This window comes from Actinomadura sp. 1N219 (genome assembly GCF_044326405.1).
In the GTDB taxonomy this organism is placed as follows: Bacteria; Actinomycetota; Actinomycetes; order Streptosporangiales; family Streptosporangiaceae; genus Spirillospora.
Genome location: NZ_JBIRAY010000019.1, coordinates 44018 through 64271 on the forward strand (window position 1 = coordinate 44018; position 20254 = coordinate 64271).

Here is a 20254-nt window from a genome sequence, read left to right on the forward strand (position 1 = left end):
ATGCGGAACAGGGTGAGTTGGACGTTGCACCCGCCCGCCCATCGGTTTAGGAGCGGGAATGGCTAGGCGGCTTGGGCGAGTTCGGTGGGTTGGGTGGGTTGGGTGGGTGGGGCGTTGGCGTCCGGTGGCGGGAGAACGCGGTAGATGTGTCGTCCGGTGGTGTCGCGGACGATGCGTATCTGTTCGGCGTTGGTGTGTTTGAAGCGGTTGTGCCATCCGCAGCACAGGGCGAGTTGGTCGATGTCGGTGGGGGACCCGAGGGCCCAGCCGGTGACGTGGTCGACCTCGCACAGGGTGCCGGGTACCTCGCATCCCCGTACCGCGCATGTCGGGTAGAGGGTTTCGAGGACTTGGCGTTGGCCGGGGGTGGCGAACCGTGCCCGGTGCCCGAGGTAGAGCGGCACATGGCCGCGTCCCAGTAGGAGCGGTGAGACTCCCGCGTTGAGGGCGATGCGGCGGGCCTGCTCGGCGGGGATGGGGGTGCCGTCGGTGAGGCGGGCGGGGGTGGTGCCGCCGGTGAGGGTGTCCAGGTCGCAGATGACGGTGACTTTGGTGGCGCGGTGCCCGCCCGCCAGGACGCTGGTGAGGGCGGCGGCGGTGCGCTCTGGCAGGTCGCGGCGGTCGTCGGGTCCGGCGGGTTTGGCCAGTGGGGCCAGGGTGCCGTCCCAGATGGCGGTGTCTTCGGCGTTGAGCCAGCCTTTGATGTAGCGGCCGCCGTCCAGGGAGCGGGTGGAGGTGATCCACGAGCTCTGGTAGCCGCGTTGGGTGTCCTGGTCGGGGGTTTCGGTGTCGTCGCGTTCGGCGATGACGTCTCGGATGCGGCGGCCGAACGAGGCGACCTTCCCGGCGGAGAAGCCCTGGTCGACCATGTCGAGCAGCACCTTCTCAGCGGCTGCGCAATCCTCGTCGTCCAAGCGGGCGACGGCATCGGCCACGGTGGAGGCATGACCGTGACTCAGTTCGCCGGTGGCCAGGAGTTCGGCGACGCGGGGCAGCCGGTGCCGTTGCCGGGCCAGGGTGATGCGTTCCTTGGCGCGGGACTCGCGCATGCCCAGGCGGGACCGCAGCCACGCTTGGGTGGACGGCAGGCCCCAGCGGCGCATTTCACCGGAGGCGTCCACTCGGCCGATCAGTTCGGCCAGTGCGCTTTCCTGCTGATCGGAGGCCGCTGCGAGAGTTTCGGCGAGTTCCATGCATGCTGCGGGTGATTCGGGTGCGTCGCGTCCGGCGAGTTCGTGTGTGATCGCGGCGATGGCGTTCACCAATTCCATGGTGGACGCCGCTCCGAGATCAACTTCAATCGAACTCATATTCGAATGATATCAGGGGCGGTCTTCTATTCGTGGCCGACTGGGGTTGGACTTTTATCACCGGTTGGTTAGCCTGCCCCTCTTTTGTTGGATCTTCGAATTCAGGGAACTGGACAAGTGGGGTGGCAGCGTCGGGCGGGGGGCAGGCGGAGCCTGCCCGACGTAAGCTGCTCCCAGGGGCCGCAGAGGCTCCGAAGTCAAGGGTGGACGAAGTCCATCGCGTAGCGACGCGAAGCGCCCTTGACTTTGGAGGGGGCGGCCCCGTACGCAGCGCCACCCCACCCGAACCCTAGAACATAAAAGCCTCAAAACTCGAAAATCGAACACTCGACCATAAATCTCGGACCTTAGAACCTCCTGCGCCAAGGCAACCCGACACCCGGCACCCCCAGCACCCCGGCACCCCGACACCGGGCACCCCCAGCACCCCGGCACCCCCGACACCCCGACACCCGGCTACGAGCCCGTCCGCTCCACGGCATTCGCAAGGAGTAAGGGCACGCGCCCGCGCGCCGCGCCGTCAGGACGTGCCGACGAGCATGTCCCCGACCGCGGTGCGGCGGTAGAGGACCGATCGGCCGCTGCGTTCCCGCGTGACCAGGCCGGACGCGTACAGCACCGCGAGGTGGTCGCCGATCCCGCCGATGCTCATCCGGAGCCGGGCGCTCAGCCAGGTCGTCGTGGCCGGTTCGGCGAGCAGCCGCAGAAGGTCGGCGCGGGTGCGGCCGAGCAGCTTCGCGAGGGCGTCCGGCCCCGCCTCCGGCGAGCGCGGCGCGCGGCCCTCCCAGAGCGCCGCCACTCCCCTGGCCCGGTACATCAGCGTGTACGGCCAGTTCTGCTCGACCGCGAGGCCGAGTTCCGAGAAGACCACGGGCACGAACATCAGTCCGGCACCGCCCAGCCGGCGGGTGGCGTCGCCGCCGCCGAGGATGTCCACCTCGATCACGCCGTCGCGCCAGCGCACCTGGCGGGTCAGGCCGTCCAGCGCCTCCGCCCAGCCGTAGGCGGCGAGGCGTCCGGCGCGGTGCACGATGTCGCGCTCCACGATCGACCGCAGCACCGGCCAGTCCGGCTCCAGCAGGGCGTGCCAGGCGGTCTCCAGGGCGGTGGCGAGGCGCTCGACCATGTCCGGCGCGTCCAGAACGTCCCGGACGACGGCGTCCGGGGCCGGGAGGCCGACGAGGTTGCGGGCGATCTCTTCGCGCGCCTGGTCGAGCGGGGTCGCCCGCATCGTGGCGAGCTGCTCGGCGATCGTGAGGTTCGGCCGGGCGGGCGGCGGGCTGATGAAGTCGGCCATGTAGCCCGCGCGGCGGCGCAGGAATGTCAGCGTCCGGATGGCCGGGTCACCGGAAATGGGCAGGTAGCGGGGCCGTGCCCGCTCCACCCACGGGCCCAGCGGACCGGCGGGAACGCGGCCCGCCGCAAGGCCGAGCGCGTTCAGGGTCTCCAGCAGCGGCGCGATGCCGAAGCGGCTGGCCGCCAGGTCGGCCTGGTCCACCTCGATCCGGTACATGTTTCGCTCCTCCCCGAAACATTGTCCGGTGCCGGGAGCGCGGACGCACAGTTGCGGTCATGAGCGCTCCCCCCGTGGCGTCCGCGCGGTATCGCGACATCTTCGGCGTGCCCGAGTTCCGGGTGCTGTTCGCGCTGCAGACGCTGCAGGCCGGGGGCGAGTCGATCCGGATCATCGCGCTGGCGGTGCTGACCTTCAAGGAGACGGGCTCGTCGTTCGCGTCGGCCGTCGTGTTCGGCGCCGGCATGCTGCCGTACGTGGTCGGCGGCGCGTTTCTGCTGTCGCTCGCCGACCGCGTCCCGGGCCGCCGGCTTCTGACGGCGTTCCATCTGTTGCGGTTCGCGGTCATCGCCGTGTTCGCGCTGGACGCCGTGCCCCTGCCGGTGACGATCTTGCTGCTCGTGGTGGTCGGGCTGTTCGCGCCGGTCGGGTCGGCGGCCGTGCAGGGCAGGCTGCCTGCTCTGCTGCCCGGCGACCAGTACGTGCTGGGACGGTCACTGTTCACGATGACGGCGGCGGGCTCGCAGGTCGCGGGCCAGGGCGTCGGGGGGCTGCTGCTGTCGGTGCTGACGCCGTCCGGGACGCTCTGGCTGGCCGCGGGGACCGCCGGGCTGGCGGCCCTGATCGCCCATCTGGGCCTGCCGGACACGGTCATGAAGCGGCGCGGGGCGTCCGGGACGTTGCGGGAGACGTGGCGGATGAACCGCGTCCTGCTGGGCGGACGGACGACGCGCGGCCTGCTGCTCGCCGTCTGGCTCCCGATCGCCATGTCGGTGGGGGCGGAGGGCGTGCTCGTCCCCTATGCGACCGGCCTCGGGCACGCGGGGTCGGCGGGGCTGATCCTCGCCGCAGCGGCGATCGGGATGGGGTTGGGCAACTTTGTGGTGGGCCGGCTGGTGCCGTCCGGGCTGCGGCCTCGGCTGACGTTGCCGCTCGCGTTGCTGACCGGCGCCCCGCTGCTGCTCTTCGCGTTCGGTCCCGGAGTCGTCGCGGCGTGCCTGCTGATGATGGCGACCACCTGCGGGCTGAGCTACGAGCTGACCGTCCAGCGGCGGTTGGCGGACGCCGTCCCGGAGGAGATTCAGGGGCAGACGATGGGGCTCGCGAACACCGGGCTCATGACCGGCCAGGCCCTCGGGATCGCGGCGGCGGGGGCGCTCGCCGAGTTCGTCGCGCCGGGACGGGTCATCGCGATCTGCGGTGCTTCGGCCATCGCCGTCAGCCTGGCTCTGTACCGGCATCTGCGCTGAACGGCGTGCCCGAACCGTCGTCCGGGCACGCCGCCGGCGTCACTTCTCCCAGGGGAAACGGTCGGCGAAGGCCGGTTTGAGGTCGTCCAGCCAGACCGCGTTGGGGTCGTACTGCGCGAAGAACGGCTTGCCGACGAGGTCGGAGTCGCGGCACTGGATGAAGTGGAGCGCGAAAGCCTTCTCGCCGTTGATGTCGACGACGCCGTCCACGCAGACCTTGCCCGGCGTGGCCGACATGGACGGCCCCCGGACGGTCCGCGACAGCCCGGAGACGCTCTTGTAGGCGTCCCGGAACATCTCGTACGCGCGGACGAGCGGGACGGCGAAGTAGTCCTGCGGCCCCGTGTCGCGCTCCACGAACATGTAGTACGGGACGAGCCCCATCCGGGTCTGGACGCGCCACATCGTCTCCCACGTCGCGGCGTCGTCGTTGATCGTCCGGATGACGGGAGACTGGGTGCGGATGACCGCGCCGGTGTCGCGGATGCGGCGGCACGCCTCGGCGACCATGAGCGGTTCGAGCTCGCGCGGGTGCGTGAAGTGCGCCATGAACGCCAGGTTCTTGCCCGACTCGACGACCTGCTCGAACAGGCGGAGCATCTCGTCGGCGTCGGGGTCGGTGACGAACTTCTGCGGCCAGTACGCGAGGGACTTCGTGCCGATCCGGATGGACTCGAGGTGCTCCAGATCCAGCAGCGGCTCGATGTAGCGGCGCAGCACCGGCTCGCCCATGATCATCGCGTCGCCGCCGGTGAACAGGACGCTCGTGACCTCGGTGTGCTCAACGAGGTAGTCCCGCAGGGCGGTGACGTCGTCCCCGGCCATCTTGAGGTCCGGCTCGCCGACGAACTGGGCCCACCGGAAGCAGTAGGTGCAGTAGGCGTGGCAGGTCTGCCCCTGCTTGGGGAAGTACAGGACGGTCTCGTCGTACTTGTGCTGCATCCCGGGGATCTTGCCGTCGCCGAAGCTGGGGATGTTCAGCTCCATCTGCCCGGCGGGGTGCGGGTTCAGCCTCATCCGCACCGCGTGGGCGGCGGCCTCGATCTCGGCCTTGGGCGCCTCGCGGCGCAGGAGATCGGACAGGTGCGCGACGTCCTCGGCCGGGAGCATGTCCTCCTGCGGGAAGACCAGCCGGTAGATCGGGTCGTCGGGCGCGGCCGACCAGTCGATGAGCTCCTCGATGACGTAGGCGTTCGTCCGGAACGGCAGCACGGTGGCCACCGCCCGGGTCGCGAGCCGCTGCGCGGGCGAGAGCCCCGCGCGAGCGGTGAGCTCGTCGAGGTGCTTCGCCGTGAAGGCGCGGAACTTGCGACCTGTGGATCGCACTGCGGGAGCCGCGTCGTTCACCAGTGTCACGTGTTGGTTCTCCTTGCTGTCAGCGGGGAGGCGCACCCCCGAGATGCGTCGTCACGGACCGTGATCGGAACTGCTCAGGACACCCCCTATTCAACCCTTCAACACGGGTTCATGCCGAATTGATGCCCCCTGACCGGTAGGAACAAAAGCTGGTCAAGGACGATCCCGACAAATCGCCCCGACATCATCGTGGACGTCCCGCCCCTAGTACAACGACAACGGCACGTTAACTTCTGCGTCACGAGACTCTGCGACGTCAGACGTCCGGGACGCCGCGCCCCGTACGCGTCCCGGGAGCGTCCGGAACGCGCCCCCGATCTCCGGCTCCCGTCACGCCACGTCGCGATCTTCGGAAATACTGGGCGGACCGGCGAGGACCGAACGGCGGGAGGGGCTCGTGGACGACGACGACGGACCGGGCGCCGTCCCCGCCCCTGTGGTCGTCCTGGCCGCCGTGGCGGCGATCACCTACGCGACCTTCCCGCTGGAGGGCGTGCTCGGCCGCGACCTCGACGTCTTCAACGGCTACGTGAGCGAGCTGTCGGCCGCCGACCAGCCCTACCGCGCCTTCTTCGGCGGCGGGGACCTCGTCACCGGCGTCCTGGCGGTCATCGTGGCGGCCGGGGCGGTCCGCGCGCTCCGGCGCAGGCGCCTCGCCACCGCCGGATGGACGTTCCTCGGCCTGTTCGGCGTCTGCGCCGTCGGCGACGCGTCCTTCCCGCTGGACTGCGCCCCCAGCCGGGCGACCTGGTGCGCCCTGCGGGAACGCTCGGCGCACGTGTCCTTCTCTCACGAGTTCCACGCGGTGACCAGCAGCGGCGTGGTCATCTGCGGGGTGGTCGCACTGCTGCTGCTGTCCCTGGCCGCGCGCCGATACGGGTGGTGGCCCGCCCTCGCCCGCTGGGGCCTGCCGCTCGCGCTGGCGGAGGCGATGCTCGCGGCGGCCATGATGGCGGCGATGTTCACGGGGCAGTGGCTCGGGGCCGTCCAGCGCACGCAGGTCGCCGCCCTGTGCCTGGGCCTCCTCCTCATCGCCTGGGCGCTGCACGCCGACCGGCGCCTGCACGCCGACCCGGGCCTGCATGCCGACCCGGGCCTGCGCGCCGACCGGCGCGGCGCGGCGCACGCCGCGGGGCCCGTGGCGATGGCGAGAGACGAGGCACGCGCGTGACCGAGATCGTGACCGCGGGCGGCGAGCAGGTGCACGTCGTCGAGTCCGGGCCGGCGGACGGGGTCCCGCTGCTGCTGACGTCCGGGCTGGGCGGCGCCTGGTTCGACTGGACCCCGACCGTCGAGCGCCTCCGGGACGAGTACCGGATCACCGTGTTCGACCGTCCGGGCCTCGGTCTCAGCCCGGCCGCGTCGTCCCGGCCCACGCTGCGCCGCGACACCGCGGTCATGGAGGCGCTGGCGGAGCGGGCCGGACGGCCGGTGATCGTCCTCGCGCACTCGATGGCCGCGTTCCCCGCCGAGGCGCTGGCCAGGACGTCGCCCGAGCGCGTCCTCGGGATGGTGCTGGCCGATCCGAGCTGCGAGCCCGTCCGGCGTCCGGCGCGGGCGCTCCCGCTCGGGGCGGTGCTGAACCCGCTGGCCGCGGCGACCGGCGCGGTCCTCGGCGCGACCCGGCTCGCGACGGTCGCCGGGCCGTTCGGACGCCGGCAGATCCTCCGCCGCACCAGCCGCCGCGGCGAGGCCGTCCCGGACGAGGTCGTGCGGTCCGTCTACCGGCGCGGAACGGTGATCGGCACGGTCATCGGGGAGGAGATCGCCTACCGGGAGATGGCCGCCGACCTGGCGCGGCTCCGCGACCGCCGGCCGTTCCCGCCCCTACCGCTGGTCGTCGTGACCGCGCTCGGAGACCTGGACACGCCCGAGAAGCAGCGCGAATGGGCCGAGGGCCATGCGCGGCTCGCCGCGATGACCCCGCACGGCCGCCACGTCGAACTCCAGGACGCCCTGCACATGGTCCCGCTCGACCGGCCCGACGTGCTCGCGGACGCGGTGTCCGAGATCAACCGTACGTCGTCGGAGACAGCGTGAAGGGAGGCGGCGTGAAGGGAGGCAGCGTGAAGAAGGTTCTGGGCGCGTGCATCGTCCTGCTCCTGGTCACCGGCTGCAACCTGACGCAACGCATTTCCGATGGGGCGTACCGCAATGCCGTGAGCGACGGCGTCGAGGACGAGCTGCAACTGCAGGGCATAGAACTGCAAGAGCGACCCCTGTGCACGACGCCGCAGACCAGCGCCGACTCAGTTGTGCGCGTGAAGTGCACGGCCCTGACCCAGACCAGCGAACCGGTCATCGTGCACGGTGTCGCCTACGACGCGGACACCGTCCGTCCACGCGAGTCCTATGTCGTCACCGTCGCCGGACGCGAAGTGCTGCGCAAGACCTGCCTCTCCCTGGGCTGCGAAAAGCGCTGACAGGGCAACGAATCCGCATACGGAGTGGAAAAATCAACCACCCAACGCATATGCCTACGCACTGTCGGTGACGTTGCTGGTGTGGATATACGTCGCAAGGCCGTGGAGATGAGTCGCCGGGTCATGGGCACGAACCGCAAGAAGGCCCTGATCCTGGGTTCCGCCGCGCTGCTCGTGCTCGTCCTGGTGGGCGGCGGTGTCGCGTTCGTGGTGACCGGCGGCGATGACCTGAAGTACCAGACGCAGTCCGCGCTGCGCAAGGCGATGCCCGCGACGGCGGCGGCCGAGCTGCAGGAGCGCGGCGTGACGCTGGCGTCCCCGCTGAAGTGCGAGGACCTGCCCGGCTGGACGAAGACGAAGATGCGCGTGTCGTGCACCGGGACGACGTCCGACAAGAAGCCGGTCGAGGTCCTCGGCAGCGGCGAGCAGGAGACGGACAAGAGCTACTACACGATCCTCGTGGACGGGCAGCCGCTCGTGGAGAACGTGTCGTGCCTGGGCGCCGACTGCGACACGCAGGACAGCTGACCGGAAGGACCTGACCGGACGGGCCGGGCGAGGGTGACGATCGCCACCTCCGGCCCGGCGCCGTCAAGACGGGTGAGGGAACGTCCTACGATGCGATGAGCTGCGTCGTCACGGCGCACCGCATTTCCCTTCACCCCTCCTGGAGCGGCCATGACCGGCACTGGGACGACGGCGCCCCATCCCGGGGCGACCGTGCGTCCGCTGCCGATCGCCGTCGACACGATGGGCGGCGACCACGCCCCCGGGGAGATCATCGCGGGCGCGGTGGACGCGTCCCGCGAGCACGGCGTCCGGCTGGTGCTCGTCGGGCAGGCCCCGCGGATCCGCCGCGAGCTCGACCGGCACGGCTTCATGGGCAAGATCCCGATCGTGCACGCCGACGAGGCCCTGGACATGGGCGAGGGCGCGCTGGCGAGCTGGCGCAAGCCCCGCTCGTCCATCGCGATCGCGTGCCATCTGATCCGGCAGGGGCGGGCGTCGGCGCTGGTGTCGGCGGGCGGCACCGCCGGGGTGGTGGCGACGTCGCGGCTGCGGCTGAAGGGCCAGCAGGGCGTGATGCGCCCGGCGATCGCGGTGACGCTGCCGACGCGTCCGCGCCCGACGATCCTGCTGGACGCGGGCGCCACCACGGACGTCAAGCCGGAGGGCCTCGTCCAGTACGCGGCGCTCGGCACGGCCTACGCGCAGATCCTGCTCGGCCTGGACCGGCCCACGGTCGGGCTCCTCAACATCGGCGCCGAGCCGGGCAAGGGCGGCAAGCTGACGAAACGCGCCCATGAGCTGCTCGCCGGGGGCAGCCACGGCATCGAGTTCGCGGGGAACGTCGAGGGCCACGACCTGCTGAGCGGGCGGGTGGACGTCGTCGTCGCCGACGGGTTCACCGGCAACGTCGCGCTCAAGACCATGGAGGGCACGATCCGGACCGCGTTCACCGAGGTCCGCGACGTGATGTCGGACGGCGCGGCGGCGCGGCTGGGCGCGCTGCTGCAGCGCCGCCGCCTCCAGGATCTCCGGGACCGGCTCGACCCGGACACCTACGGCGGCGGCGTCCTGCTCGGCCTGAACGGCACGGTCGTGATCGCGCACGGCGCCTCGCAGGCCCGCGCGATCACGTCGGCGTGCGAGCTGGCGCACCGGCTCGCCGCCGGGCGGATCGTCGAGCGGATCCGGGAGCAGGTCGCGCTGACCCGCACGTCGAGGTTCGGCCGCCGGACGACGCACGCCGACCGCGACGGCGCCGAGACGCCCGCGAAGGAACCGGACGCGCCCGAGCCCAGAGAACCCCCGGCCGGCGCCTAGGCACGACGCCCGCGCGCGGGGAAACCGGGTCCGGGTTCGGGCGCGACGCCGATAACCTTGGAACATGCCCGATCCGCAACACGTACTCGCCGCCCGGGTCCAGGCCGCGCTGGCCGCCGCCTTCGGACCGTCGTACGCGGACGCCGACCCGGTCATCCGGCCGTCGTCGTTCGCCGACCTTCAGGCCAACGTGGCGCTGCCGCTGGCCAAGAAGCTGGGCCGCAAGCCGCGAGACGTGGCCGAGGAGATCGTCGCGAACCTCGACACCGCGGGCGTGGTGTCGGACGTGCAGGTCAGCGGCCCGGGCTTCATCAACCTGACGCTCAGCGACGGCTGGATCGCCGACGCGGCGCAGCAGATCCTGCACGACGACCGGCTCGGCGTCCCGACCGCCGACAAGCCGCAGAAGGTCGTGGTCGAGTACTCCTCGCCGAACGTGGCGAAGGAGATGCACGTCGGCCATCTGCGGACCACGATCGTCGGGGACGCGATCGCCCGCATCCTGGCGTTCCTCGGGCACGACGTCGTCCGCGACAACCATGTCGGCGACTGGGGCACCCCGTTCGGGATGCTGATCGAGCACCTGCTCGACCTCGGCGAGGACGCCGCCGCGCGGGGCGACTCGTCCGTCAGCGACCTGACCGCGTTCTACCAGGCCGCGCGGCAGAAGTTCGACGACAGTGCCAGCGACGGCGGGGCGTTCGCCGACCGGTCCCGGAGCCGGGTCGTGGCGCTCCAGGCGGGCGACCCGGAGACGCTGCGGCTCTGGAACGTCCTCGTGGACGTGTCCAAGCGGTACTTCAACGCCGTCTACGGGCAGCTCGGCGTCACGCTCACCGACGACGACATCAGGGGCGAGAGCTTCTACAACGACCTGCTCGCCCAGACCGCCGGGGAGCTGGAGGAGAAGGGCATCGCGGTGATCAGCGACGGGGCGCTGTGCGCGTTCCCGCCCGGGTTCACCGGACGCGAGGGCGAGCCCCTGCCCGTGATCATCCGCAAGAGCGACGGCGGCTACAACTACTCGACCACCGACCTCGCGACGATCCGGTACCGGGTCGACACCGAGCACGTCGACCGGATGGTCTACGTGGTCGGCACGACGCAGGCGCTGCACTTCCAGATGGTGTTCGCGGTCGCCCGGGAGGCCGGCTGGCTGGGCGACGACGTGCGGGCCGAGCACGCGGTGATCGGCAACGTCCTCGGCACCGACGGCAAGATCCTCAAGACCCGGGCGGGCCGCACCGTCAAGCTGTCCGAGCTGCTGGACGAGGCCGTCGAGCGGGCCGGGGCCGCGTTCGACGACGTCCAGCACGACGCCTCGTTCGACGCCGCCGACCGGATCGCGATCGTCCGGGACGTCGGCATGGGCGCGGTGAAGTACGCCGACCTGTCGGTGGCGCGCGACAGCGAGTACACCTTCGACTTCGACCGGATGATCTCGTTCCACGGCAAGACCGGCCCGTACCTGCAGTACGCGACGGCGCGGATCCGGTCGATCTTCCGGAAGGGCGGCGTCGCCCCGGAGGACGCGACGGGCCCGATCGTCCTCGGCCATCCGGCCGAGCGGGCGCTGGCGCTGGAGCTGCTCCGGTTCGGCACCGTCGTGCAGCAGGCCGGTGAGACGGCCGAGCCGCACCGGCTGGCGAACTACGTCTTCGCGGTCGCGGACGCCTACACGACGTTCCACGAGAACTGCCCGGTGCTGAAGGCCCCGGACGAGGCGACGAAGGCGTCAAGGCTGGCGCTGTGCGCGGCGACGCTGCGCACGCTCGTCACCGGCCTCGACCTCCTCGGCGTCCCGACTCCGGAACGCATGTGAGGGTCAGGCCCTGAGCGGCGCCCCGCGTTCGCGGGCGATCTCCTCCCGGACGGCTGGGACGACCTCCAGCGCGAACTCGGCCATCTGCTCCGGGCGGCCGCCGAACAGGAACGAGTCGACGCGGTGGCCGATCGCCAGCTCGGTCAGCTCGTAGATCCACTGGCGCGGCGGCCCGTGCAGGAAGCCCCGCGGCTCCGCCGAGGCGTCCAGGGACCCTTCGAGGACGTAGACGCGGCGGATCTCGCCGGGGTCGCGGCCCGCGCGGGCGGCGGCGTCGTCGAGGCGCTGCTGCCCGTCCGCGAGCCGTTTCGGCGGGACGAGGGACGACGGCGCGATCCAGCCGTCGGCGACGCGTCCGGCCAGGTCGAGGCCGCGCGGCCCGGTGACGCCCAGCCAGACGCCGATCGGGTGGACGGGCGCCGGACCGGCCTGCAGCGCCGTGAACCCGTAGTGCTCGCCCTGGAACCTGAGCCCGCTCTGGTCGCTCCAGTGCAGCCGGATGATCTGCACGGCCTCCTCAAGCGCACGCCGCGCCGCCGCCGCGCTCCCAGCGCAAGCGCCGCCGGGACGCGTCCCGCCGTACGCCTCGACGCCGTCCCAGGACGTGCCCGCGCCGAGGCCGAGTTCGACCCGGCCGCCGCTGAGCCGGTCCATCGTCGCGACCGCCTTCGCCAGGACGGCGGGCGGCCGCAGCGGCAGGCACGCCACCGCCGGCAGCACCCGGATCCGGGACGTGGCGGCCAGCGCCGCCGCCACCAGCGTGAGCGCGTCGGCGGTGTCGCGCCGGTACGGCCGGTCGCGGACGCCGAGCAGGTCGAGGCCGTACCGGTCCGCCTCCTGGGCGGTGCGCAGCAGCGGGACCGACGCGTCCGGGGCGAGGGACACGCCGAACCGCAGCGGCCCGCGCCCGCTCGCGGGCGTCACTGCAGGTAGCCTTCGACCTCGCCCGGCGGCCTGACCTCCCCCTCGCCCGGGAACTCGCCCGGGTCCTCGCCCGCCTCCAGCCGGGCCCGGCGGCGGCGCAGCAGGTCCCAGCACTGGTCGAGCGCGACCTCCAGCCGCTCCAGCCGCCGGTGCTCCTCCTCGCGGCTCAGCTCGCGGCGCTGGTAGCGCTCGCGGAGCCGCTGCTCCTCGCCGACGAACTCGTTGATGCGCGCCAGGATGTCGTTCTCATCCATCGGCATCGCGGATCGGTCTCAGCGCCCGCGGCCGGAGCCGGTGAGCCCGCTCAGGAACCCGCCGTCCGTCCGCGTCGAGTGCTGGAGCGAGCCGGTCTTCGGCTCGACCATCGGCGAGGCCGCGGTCGCGGCGGCGCTCCGCGCGGCGTCCACCGCCCGGCCGGCGGGCGACTTGCGGGCCGCCGGCCGGGACGTGCCGGACTTGGCGGCCGTCCGCCCGCCGGACCGCTTCGCGGCGCCGGTCCTGGCGCTCGCGGTCGTCCGCGACGCCGGCTTGCGGGCCGCGGCCGTCCGCGACTTCGGCGCGGTCTTCTTCGCCGTGCCGCTCTTGGCGGTGCTCTTCGACGCGGTCGACTTCCGCGCCGTGGAACCCGTCCGCGCCGACGCCGTCGTCCGGGACCGGCTGGCCGCCGCCGTCGACTTGCGCGCCGTCCCGGACCTGGACGCCGTGCTCTTCTTCGCGGCCGTGCTCTTCTTCGCCGCCGTGCTCCTGGTCCCCGCGGACCTGGCCGTCGTCGACTTGGCCGTGGTGGTGATGACCTTCGCGGCGGCGTCCATCGCCTTGGCGGCGTCGGACATCGCCTTGGTGGCGCTGGTCATGGCCTTGGTCATCGCCGTCATGGCCTTCGCCGACGTGGACGCCTTGGTCGCCACCGACTTCATCTGCGTCGCGGCGGTCTTGGCCTGGCTCGCGGCCTTGGTGACCCGGGTCGCGGCCGCCGACGACGACCGGCTCGACGCCGCCGTCGTCTTGCGCGCCGTCCCGGACTTGGCGGCGGGCCGCTTCGTGGTGCCGCGCTTCGCCGCGGCGGTCCGGCTGGTCGTCCGGCTGGCCGTCGCCCGCGTGGGCGACTTCGCGGCCGACGTGCGCTTGGCCGCCGGCTTCCGGGTCGTGGTGGACTTGGTGGCTGATGTGCTCTTGTTCGCTGACGTGCTCTTCGTACGTGAAGCTGTCTTGGTAGGCACTGATCTCCCCCCAGTGATGATCAGTTACGGGGAGATCTATTCCACGGTTTGTGATGCTCTACACACGCCGAGTCATATCAGCTCAGAGGCCCACGGGATGCCAGACGGTCTTGGTCTCCAGGAACGCGGTCATGCGGGCGGTTCCGGGGTCGTCCGTCCAGGCTCCGTTTCCGGGTCGCAGGACGCGTTTCAGGTTCTCGGCCGCCTTGCCCTCCAGGTCGGGGACGTCGCCCGAGTCCGCGCCGGCGAGGTCGACGCCGTTGACGTCCATGTGGGACGCGAGCCACGGCGCGATCTCGTCCCGCCGCCCGGTGAGGACGTTGACGACCCCGCCCGGCAGGTCGGACGTGGCCAGCACCTCCGCCAGAGTGACGGACGGCAGCGGCGCCGGCTCGGACGCGACGACGACGCACGTGTTCCCCGACACGATCACCGGGGCCACCACGGAGACGAGCCCGAGCAGCGGCGAGTCCGGCGCGATGACGGCGACGACGCCGGACGGCTCAGGCGTCGAGAAGTTGAAGAACGGCCCCGACACCGGGTTCGACGCGCCCGCCACCGCCGCCAGCTTGTCGGCCCATCCGGCGTACCAGACCCACCGGTCGATGGCCGCGTCCACCTCCGCCGCGGCGCCGCTCTTGGACGCGCCCGCACGCCGGACCTCGTCCGCGAACTGGTCGCGGCGGCCCTCCAGCATCTCCGCGACGCGGTAGAGGATCTGGCCGCGGTTGTAGGCGGTGCGCCCGGACCAGCCGGGGAACGCCTTGCGGGCGGCGGTGACGGCGTCGCGGGCGTCCTTGCGGGACGCCTGCGAGGCGTTGGCCACGAACCGTCCCTTCGCATCCGTCACCGCGTACGACCTGCCAGATTCGGATCGGGGGAACGCGCCCCCGATGAACAGCTTGTACGTCTTGCGAACCGCCAGCCGCTCAGACATCGAGGTAGCCCTCCAGCCCGTGGCGTCCGCCCTCGCGGCCGAACCCCGATTCCTTGTAGCCGCCGAACGGGGAGGCCGGGTCGAACTTGTTGAACGTGTTGGCCCACACGACCCCGGCGCGCAGCCGCTGCGCCGTCCACAGGATCTGCGAGCCCTTCTCCGTCCAGACGCCTGCCGACAGCCCGTACGGGGTGTTGTTGGCCTTGGTCACGGCCTCGTCGGGCGTCCGGAACGTCAGCACCGACAGGACGGGCCCGAAGATCTCCTCCCGCGCGATCCGGTGCGACTGGGCCACGCCCGTGAACACGGTCGGCGCGAACCAGAACCCCTGCGCGGGCAGCTCGCACGGCGGCGACCAGCCGGTCGCGCCCTCGGCCTCCCCGGCGGCCGACAGCTCGCGGATCCTGGCGAGCTGCTCGGCCGAGTTGATCGCCCCGACGTCGGTGTTCTTGTCGAGCGGGTCGCCGACCCGCAGCGTCGCCATCCGCGCCTTCAGCCGCTCCAGGACCTCCTCCGCGACCGATTCCTGGACGAGCAGCCGCGACCCCGCGCAGCACACGTGCCCCTGGTTGAAGAAGATCCCGTTGACGATGCCCTCGACGGCCTGGTCCAGGGCGGCGTCCGCGTAGACGATGTTGGCGGCCTTCCCGCCCAGCTCCAGCGTCAGCTTCGTGCCGCGGCCCGCCAGGACGCGGGCGATCTGCCGTCCGACCTCGGTGGACCCGGTGAACGCGACCTTGTCGATCCCGCCGTGCGCGACGAGCGCGCGGCCGGTCTCCCCCGCGCCGGTGACGATGTTGACGACGCCGGGCGGCAGCTCCGCCTGGCGGCAGATGTCGGCGAACAGCAGCGCGGTCAGCGGCGTCGTCTCGGCGGGCTTCAACACCACCGTGTTGCCGCACGCCAGCGCGGGCGCGATCTTCCACGCCAGCATCAGCAGCGGGAAGTTCCACGGGATCACCTGCGCGGCCACGCCCACCGGCTTGGGATCGGGCCCGAACCCGGCGTACGGGAGCTTGTCGGCCCATCCGGCGTAGTAGAAGAACCACGCGGCGACCAGCGGGACGTCCACGTCCCGGGACTCGCGGATCGGCTTGCCGTTGTCGATCGACTCCAGCACGGCCAGTTCCCGCGACCGCTCCTGGATGATGCGGGCGATGCGGTACAGGTATTTGGCGCGTTCCCGTCCGGGCATCGGGCCCCAGACCGTGTCGTAGGCCGTCCGGGCGGCGGCGACGGCGCGGTCCACGTCGGCCTCGTCGGCGCAGGCGATGTCGGCCAGGACGGTCTCGTCGGCGGGGTTGATCGACTTGAAGGGCTCGCCGCGGCCGTCCACGAACTCGCCGTCGATGAACAGCCCGTAGGAGGCGCGGATGTCGACGACGGACCGTGACTCCGGCGCGGGCGCGTACTCGAAAACCATGATCAGTCCAGCGTGAAGTAGTCGGGACCGGAATACACGCCGGTGGCGAGCTTGCGGCGCTGCATGAGCAGGTCGTTGACCAGGCTCGACGCGCCGAGGCGGAACCATTCCGGCGTCAGCCAGTCCGGCCCGGCGGTCTCGTTGACCAGCACGAGGTAGCGGATCGCGTCCTTGGTGGTGCGGATGCCGCCCGCCGGTTTGACGCCGACCTGGCGTCCCGTCCGGGCCCGGTAGTCGCGGACGGCCTCCAGCATCACCAGCGTGACCGGCAGCGTCGCCGCCGGGGACACCTTGCCCGTCGAGGTCTTGATGAAGTCGGCCCCGGCCCGCATCGCCAGCCACGACGCCCGCCGGACGTTGTCGAGCGTGGCCAGCTCGCCCGTCTCCAGGATCACCTTCAGATGCGCCGTCCCGCATGCCTGCTTGACCGCCGTGATCTCGTCGAACACCTTCCCGACGTCCCCGGCGAGGAAGGCGCCCCGGTCGATCACCATGTCGATCTCGGCCGCGCCCGCCGCGACCGCCGCCCGGGTGTCGGCCAGCTTGGCCTCCAGCGGCGCCCGCCCGGACGGGAACGACGTCGCGACGCTCGCCACCCCGATCCCCGTCCCCTCAAGGGACCGGACGGCGACGTCCACCAGGTCCGAGTACACGCACACGGCCGCCACCCGCGGCACCGACGCGTCGGACGGATCGGGACGGGCCGCCTTCGCGCACAGCGCCCGCACCTTCCCCGGCGTGTCCGCGCCCTCCAGCGTGGTCAGGTCCACCATCGAGATCGCCAGGTCGATGGCCTCGGCCTTCGCCGTCGTCTTGATCGACCGGGTCGCCAGCCGCGCGGCCCGCTCCTCGGCCCCCACCTGGTCGACGCCCGGCAGGCCATGCAGGAATGCGCGCAGTTCAGCGGCGCCGTTCAGCGTCGTCATCGACGCGGTCTCCGTTGACACGCTCCCAGCATCGCCGAACGACGTCCCGTGCACAAAGCGGATGTTCGTTGACAGCCCTGTTCGTTGACAGCGCTGTCCGTTGACAGCCGCCAGTGCCATACAGCTAAAGTACTAACATGATAGTTCAATGGAGGTTGCGGTGATCGAGTTCCATCTGGACTCCGGCTCGGGGGTATCGCCGTACATGCAGCTCGTCCAGCAGGTGAAGCACGCGCTGCGGCTCGACCTGCTCCAGGAGGGCGAGCAGCTCCCCACCGTCAAGGACGTGGTCGCGCAGCTCGCGATCAACCCGAACACCGTGCTCAAGGCGTACCGGGAGCTGGAGCGCGAGGGGCTCGTCGCGCCGCGCCCCGGCCTCGGGACGTTCGTGACGCGCACGCTGGCGGGCGAGTCGCTCGCCGCCCACGGCCCGCTCCGCAAGGACCTGGAGCGCTGGCTCGCCAAGGCCCGGCTCGCCGGGATGGACGACGAGAGCATCGAGGCGCTGTTCATGACGACCTTTCGGTCCGCCCGTCAGGAGGACATAGCATGACCGCGCTTGAGGCCCAGGGCCTGGGCAAGAAGTACGGGCAACGGTGGGCGCTGTCCGACTGCACGCTCGACATCCCGGCCGGGCGGGTCGTCGGCCTCGTCGGGCCGAACGGGGCCGGGAAGACGACGCTGCTGAACCTGGCCGTCGGGCAGATCCGGCCGACCGCGGGCAGCATCCGGGTGCTCGGGGGCCGCCCGGCCGAGGGTCCCGCGCAGCTCGCCAAGGTCGGGTACGTCGCCCAGGACACCCCCACCTACGCCGGATTGAGCGTCGCCGACCACCTCAAACTCGGCGCGCGGCTGAACGCCACCTGGGACGACGCCCTCGCCCGCGAGCGCATCTCGCGCCTCCGCCTCGACCCCGCGCACAAGGCCGGGAAGCTGTCCGGCGGGCAGCGCGCCCAGCTCGCCCTGACGCTCGGCATCGCGAAGCGCCCCGAGCTGCTGATCCTGGACGAGCCCGTCGCCGCGCTCGACCCGCTCGCCCGCCGCGAGTTCCTCCAGGGCCTCATGGAGGCCGCCGTGGAGCACTCGCTCAGCGTCGTCCTGTCGTCCCACCTGGTGTCCGACCTGGAACGGACGTGCGACTACCTGATCGTCCTCGTGGACTCCCGGGTGCGGGTGGCCGGAGACGTCGACCACCTGCTCGCCACCCACCACCGGCTGACGGGGCCGCGCCGCGACTCGTCCAGCCTGCCCGCGGACCAGCACGTCGTGTCCGAGAGCCACACCGACCGGCAGAGCACCCTCATCGTCCGGACGGACGCCCCGATCCACGACCCCGCGTGGACCGTCGGGCAGATCGGGCTGGAAGACCTCGTCCTCGCCTACATGAGCGCCCAGGAGGCGCGTCCCGCCCTGGAGGCCGTCCGATGATCTGGCTGACGCTACGGCAGTTCCGCGTGCAGGGCGCGATCGTGTTCGGCGGGCTCGCCGTCCTCGCCGCCGCCCTGCTGATCACCGGCCCCGGCCTGGCGGACGAGTACTCCAGCGGAGTCGCGTCCTGCGGAACGCCGGACAACTGCTCGCAGTTCTACAGGTCCTTCTTCATCGACCACCAGTACTACTTCGGCGGGCTGCTCGCAGTCGTCGTGTTCCTCCCGGGCATCATCGGGGTCTTCTGGGGCGCGCCGCTCATCACCCGCGAGCTGGAGCACGGCACGCACCGGCTCGTCTGGAACCAGAGCATCACCCGGACCCGCTGGCTCGCCGCCAAATTCGGGCTGGTCGGCCTGGCCGCCGTGGTCGCCGCGGCCGTCGCGGTGGTCGCCGTGGACTGGTGGACCGACCCGATCGACGAGACGGCGCTCAACGACACCACGATCAACGGCATCGCGCGCGTCTCGCCGATCGTCTTCGCGGCGCGCGGCATCGCCCCGCTCGGGTACGCGGCGTTCGCGTTCGCGCTCGGCGTCACGGCCGGCGTCCTCGTCCGCCGGACCCTCCCCGCCATGACGATCACTCTGGTCGTGTTCGCCGCCGTCCAGATCCTGATGCCGGTGTTCGTCCGGCCCCACCTGGTGTCGCCCGTGCACAAGACCATCGAGATCACGGCGGACAACCACGGGGACTTCATGCTGGACCACAGCTCCGGGGAGGCGCGCCTGCAGGTGGACGTGGACCCGGAACGAGGAGCCTGGACGATCACGAACGACACGGTCGACGCGTCCGGGAACAAGGTCGGCGAGATCGAGATCCCCAAGGGCGCCGGGGACCCGTGCAATCCGCCGCCCCCGGAGCCGACCGGCGAAGCTCCCAAGGGCCCGCCCCAGGCATGCTTCGACTACATCAAGGAGCAGGGGTTCCGGCAGGAGGTCGTCTACCATCCTGCCGATCACTTCTGGCGGCTGCAGTGGGCCGAGACCGGGCTGTTCACCGTCCTCGCCCTGGGGCTGACGGGCTTCTGCTTCTACTGGACGCGCCGCCGCAACTTCTAGCCGCCGCCCGGCCCCCGTCCCGCCGAAAGGGACGGTCCCGCCGGCGGGACGGGGGTCAGGCCGAGAGCGTCAGGGCGCGCTGGAGGCGGTCGGCGCTCGCGCGCATCCGGTGCGCCAGCATCTCGATCCTGCCGAGCCTGCCGGGACGGCAGGAGATGGCCAGGGCGCCGAGAACGGCCCCGGACGCGTCCGTGACCGGGACGGCGGCGCAGCCGGTGCCGAGGGCGTACTCCTCGCGGTCGAACAGCAGCCCGCCGGGCGAGTCGAGCGAGCGGATCAGCCGTCCGGGCTCGGTGATGGTGTGCGGGGTCAGGTCGACGAGCGGATGCCGGGACAGGTAGTCGCGGCGGCGGGCGTCGTCGAACTGGCTCAGCACGCACTTGCCGAGGGCGGTGGCGTGCGCGGCGTCCTCGAACCCGACCCACAGGTCCACGCGCGGGGCGCGCGGGCCGTCGGCGACGTCGATGAGCTGGATCTCGTCGTCCACGTTCATGCTGAAGTAGGCGGCGGCGCCGAGCTCGTCCCGCAGCGCCATCAGGGACGGGCGGACGTGGGCGAGCAGCCGCTGCGTCCGGCTCCGCCCGTGCAGGGCCTCGACGCGGTCGCCGAGCACCCAGGCGCCGTCCGACAGCCGGGTCGCGTAGCCCTCGTGCGCGAGCGTGCGCAGCAGGTGGTAGGTGGTCGCGAGCGGGAGCCCGGCCTCTCGGGCCAGCAGCTTGGCGGGCGCTCCGCTCGGATGCGACGCCACAGCCTCCATCAGATGCAGGGCACGCTGCACCGAGGCTATGAGTGTCGGTTTGCGTGTCTCACTCATCACGCACAGCGAACCCTTCA

General features: G+C 71.7%; 20 protein-coding genes. 10 read left to right on the forward strand and 10 right to left on the reverse strand.

Annotated features, from left to right (window positions below):
- Positions 1 to 62: 62 nt before the first annotated feature.
- The gene (locus tag ACH35V_RS37620) at positions 63 to 1310 is read right to left on the reverse strand and encodes a DUF222 domain-containing protein (RefSeq protein WP_395979650.1); all 1248 of its coding nucleotides are present in this window, start codon (positions 1308 to 1310) and stop codon (positions 63 to 65) included.
- Positions 1311 to 1830: 520 nt separating this feature from the next.
- Positions 1831 to 2823 (reverse strand): ArsR/SmtB family transcription factor, encoded by a 993-nt coding sequence (locus ACH35V_RS37625; RefSeq protein WP_395979651.1) that lies wholly within the window; start codon positions 2821 to 2823, stop codon positions 1831 to 1833.
- Between the two features lie 59 nt (positions 2824 to 2882).
- On the opposite strand from ACH35V_RS37625, the gene ACH35V_RS37630 reads away from it, so the two are divergent.
- Complete coding sequence (locus tag ACH35V_RS37630) at positions 2883 to 4073, forward strand: MFS transporter (protein WP_395979652.1); 1191 nt, start codon at positions 2883 to 2885, stop codon at positions 4071 to 4073.
- A gap of 39 nt (positions 4074 to 4112) precedes the next feature.
- On the opposite strand, the gene ACH35V_RS37635 is transcribed toward ACH35V_RS37630, so the two are convergent.
- Positions 4113 to 5429, reverse strand: a complete 1317-nt coding sequence (locus ACH35V_RS37635) for a KamA family radical SAM protein (RefSeq protein WP_395979653.1) — start codon at positions 5427 to 5429, stop codon at positions 4113 to 4115.
- Positions 5430 to 5826: 397 nt separating this feature from the next.
- Between ACH35V_RS37635 and ACH35V_RS37640 the strand changes: the two genes are divergently transcribed.
- The 6 genes from ACH35V_RS37640 (at position 5827) to argS (ending at position 11501) form a co-directional block, all read left to right on the forward strand.
- Entirely contained in the window at positions 5827 to 6600 is a 774-nt protein-coding gene (locus ACH35V_RS37640; protein WP_395979654.1) for a DUF998 domain-containing protein, read from the forward strand.
- Complete coding sequence (locus ACH35V_RS37645) at positions 6597 to 7469, forward strand: alpha/beta fold hydrolase (RefSeq protein ID WP_395979655.1); 873 nt, start codon at positions 6597 to 6599, stop codon at positions 7467 to 7469. The genes ACH35V_RS37640 and ACH35V_RS37645 overlap by 4 nt, the downstream gene beginning before the upstream one ends.
- 26 nt (positions 7470 to 7495) lie before the next feature.
- Entirely contained in the window at positions 7496 to 7852 is a 357-nt protein-coding gene (locus tag ACH35V_RS37650; RefSeq protein ID WP_395979656.1) for a hypothetical protein, read from the forward strand.
- A gap of 123 nt (positions 7853 to 7975) precedes the next feature.
- Positions 7976 to 8380 (forward strand): hypothetical protein, encoded by a 405-nt coding sequence (locus ACH35V_RS37655; protein WP_395979657.1) that lies wholly within the window; start codon positions 7976 to 7978, stop codon positions 8378 to 8380.
- Between the two features lie 150 nt (positions 8381 to 8530).
- Entirely contained in the window at positions 8531 to 9679 is a 1149-nt protein-coding gene (gene plsX, locus ACH35V_RS37660) for a phosphate acyltransferase PlsX (RefSeq protein WP_395979658.1), read from the forward strand.
- Between the two features lie 64 nt (positions 9680 to 9743).
- A complete protein-coding gene (gene argS / locus ACH35V_RS37665) occupies positions 9744 to 11501 on the forward strand; it encodes an arginine--tRNA ligase (RefSeq protein WP_395979659.1) in 1758 nt (585 codons plus the stop codon).
- A gap of 3 nt (positions 11502 to 11504) precedes the next feature.
- Here argS and ACH35V_RS37670 read toward each other — a convergent pair whose 3' ends face one another.
- From ACH35V_RS37670 to deoC, 6 genes are all read right to left on the reverse strand, one after another.
- On the reverse strand, positions 11505 to 12425 hold the full coding sequence (locus ACH35V_RS37670; RefSeq protein ID WP_395979660.1) for an LLM class flavin-dependent oxidoreductase: 921 nt from the start codon (positions 12423 to 12425) through the stop codon (positions 11505 to 11507).
- Positions 12422 to 12679, reverse strand: a complete 258-nt coding sequence (locus tag ACH35V_RS37675) for a DUF2630 family protein (RefSeq protein ID WP_395979720.1) — start codon at positions 12677 to 12679, stop codon at positions 12422 to 12424. The genes ACH35V_RS37670 and ACH35V_RS37675 overlap by 4 nt, the downstream gene beginning before the upstream one ends.
- A gap of 18 nt (positions 12680 to 12697) precedes the next feature.
- A complete protein-coding gene (locus ACH35V_RS37680; protein ID WP_395979661.1) occupies positions 12698 to 13645 on the reverse strand; it encodes a hypothetical protein in 948 nt (315 codons plus the stop codon).
- Between the two features lie 82 nt (positions 13646 to 13727).
- Positions 13728 to 14582, reverse strand: a complete 855-nt coding sequence (locus ACH35V_RS37685; protein ID WP_395979662.1) for an aldehyde dehydrogenase family protein — start codon at positions 14580 to 14582, stop codon at positions 13728 to 13730.
- On the reverse strand, positions 14575 to 16005 hold the full coding sequence (locus ACH35V_RS37690; protein WP_395979663.1) for an aldehyde dehydrogenase family protein: 1431 nt from the start codon (positions 16003 to 16005) through the stop codon (positions 14575 to 14577). The genes ACH35V_RS37685 and ACH35V_RS37690 overlap by 8 nt, the downstream gene beginning before the upstream one ends.
- 2 nt (positions 16006 to 16007) lie before the next feature.
- Positions 16008 to 16931 (reverse strand): deoxyribose-phosphate aldolase, encoded by a 924-nt coding sequence (gene deoC / locus ACH35V_RS37695; RefSeq protein ID WP_395979721.1) that lies wholly within the window; start codon positions 16929 to 16931, stop codon positions 16008 to 16010.
- Between the two features lie 148 nt (positions 16932 to 17079).
- Here deoC and ACH35V_RS37700 point away from each other — a divergent pair, with 148 nt between their 5' ends.
- From ACH35V_RS37700 to ACH35V_RS37710, 3 genes are read left to right on the forward strand one after another with little or no spacing between them, the layout of a single operon-like run.
- Positions 17080 to 17484, forward strand: coding sequence for a GntR family transcriptional regulator (locus tag ACH35V_RS37700; RefSeq protein WP_207934182.1), 405 nt, complete (start codon positions 17080 to 17082; stop codon positions 17482 to 17484).
- Positions 17481 to 18359 carry an ABC transporter ATP-binding protein gene (locus tag ACH35V_RS37705; protein WP_395979664.1) on the forward strand — a complete coding sequence of 293 codons (879 nt, stop codon included), beginning with the start codon at positions 17481 to 17483 and terminating at the stop codon, positions 18357 to 18359. Before ACH35V_RS37700 ends, ACH35V_RS37705 begins: the two co-directional genes overlap by 4 nt.
- Entirely contained in the window at positions 18356 to 19420 is a 1065-nt protein-coding gene (locus ACH35V_RS37710) for an ABC transporter permease subunit (protein WP_395979665.1), read from the forward strand. The genes ACH35V_RS37705 and ACH35V_RS37710 overlap by 4 nt, the downstream gene beginning before the upstream one ends.
- 55 nt (positions 19421 to 19475) lie before the next feature.
- Here the strand turns inward: ACH35V_RS37710 and ACH35V_RS37715 are convergent, their stop codons facing one another.
- Positions 19476 to 20234, reverse strand: a complete 759-nt coding sequence (locus ACH35V_RS37715) for an IclR family transcriptional regulator (RefSeq protein ID WP_395979666.1) — start codon at positions 20232 to 20234, stop codon at positions 19476 to 19478.
- Positions 20235 to 20254: the final 20 nt, after the last annotated feature.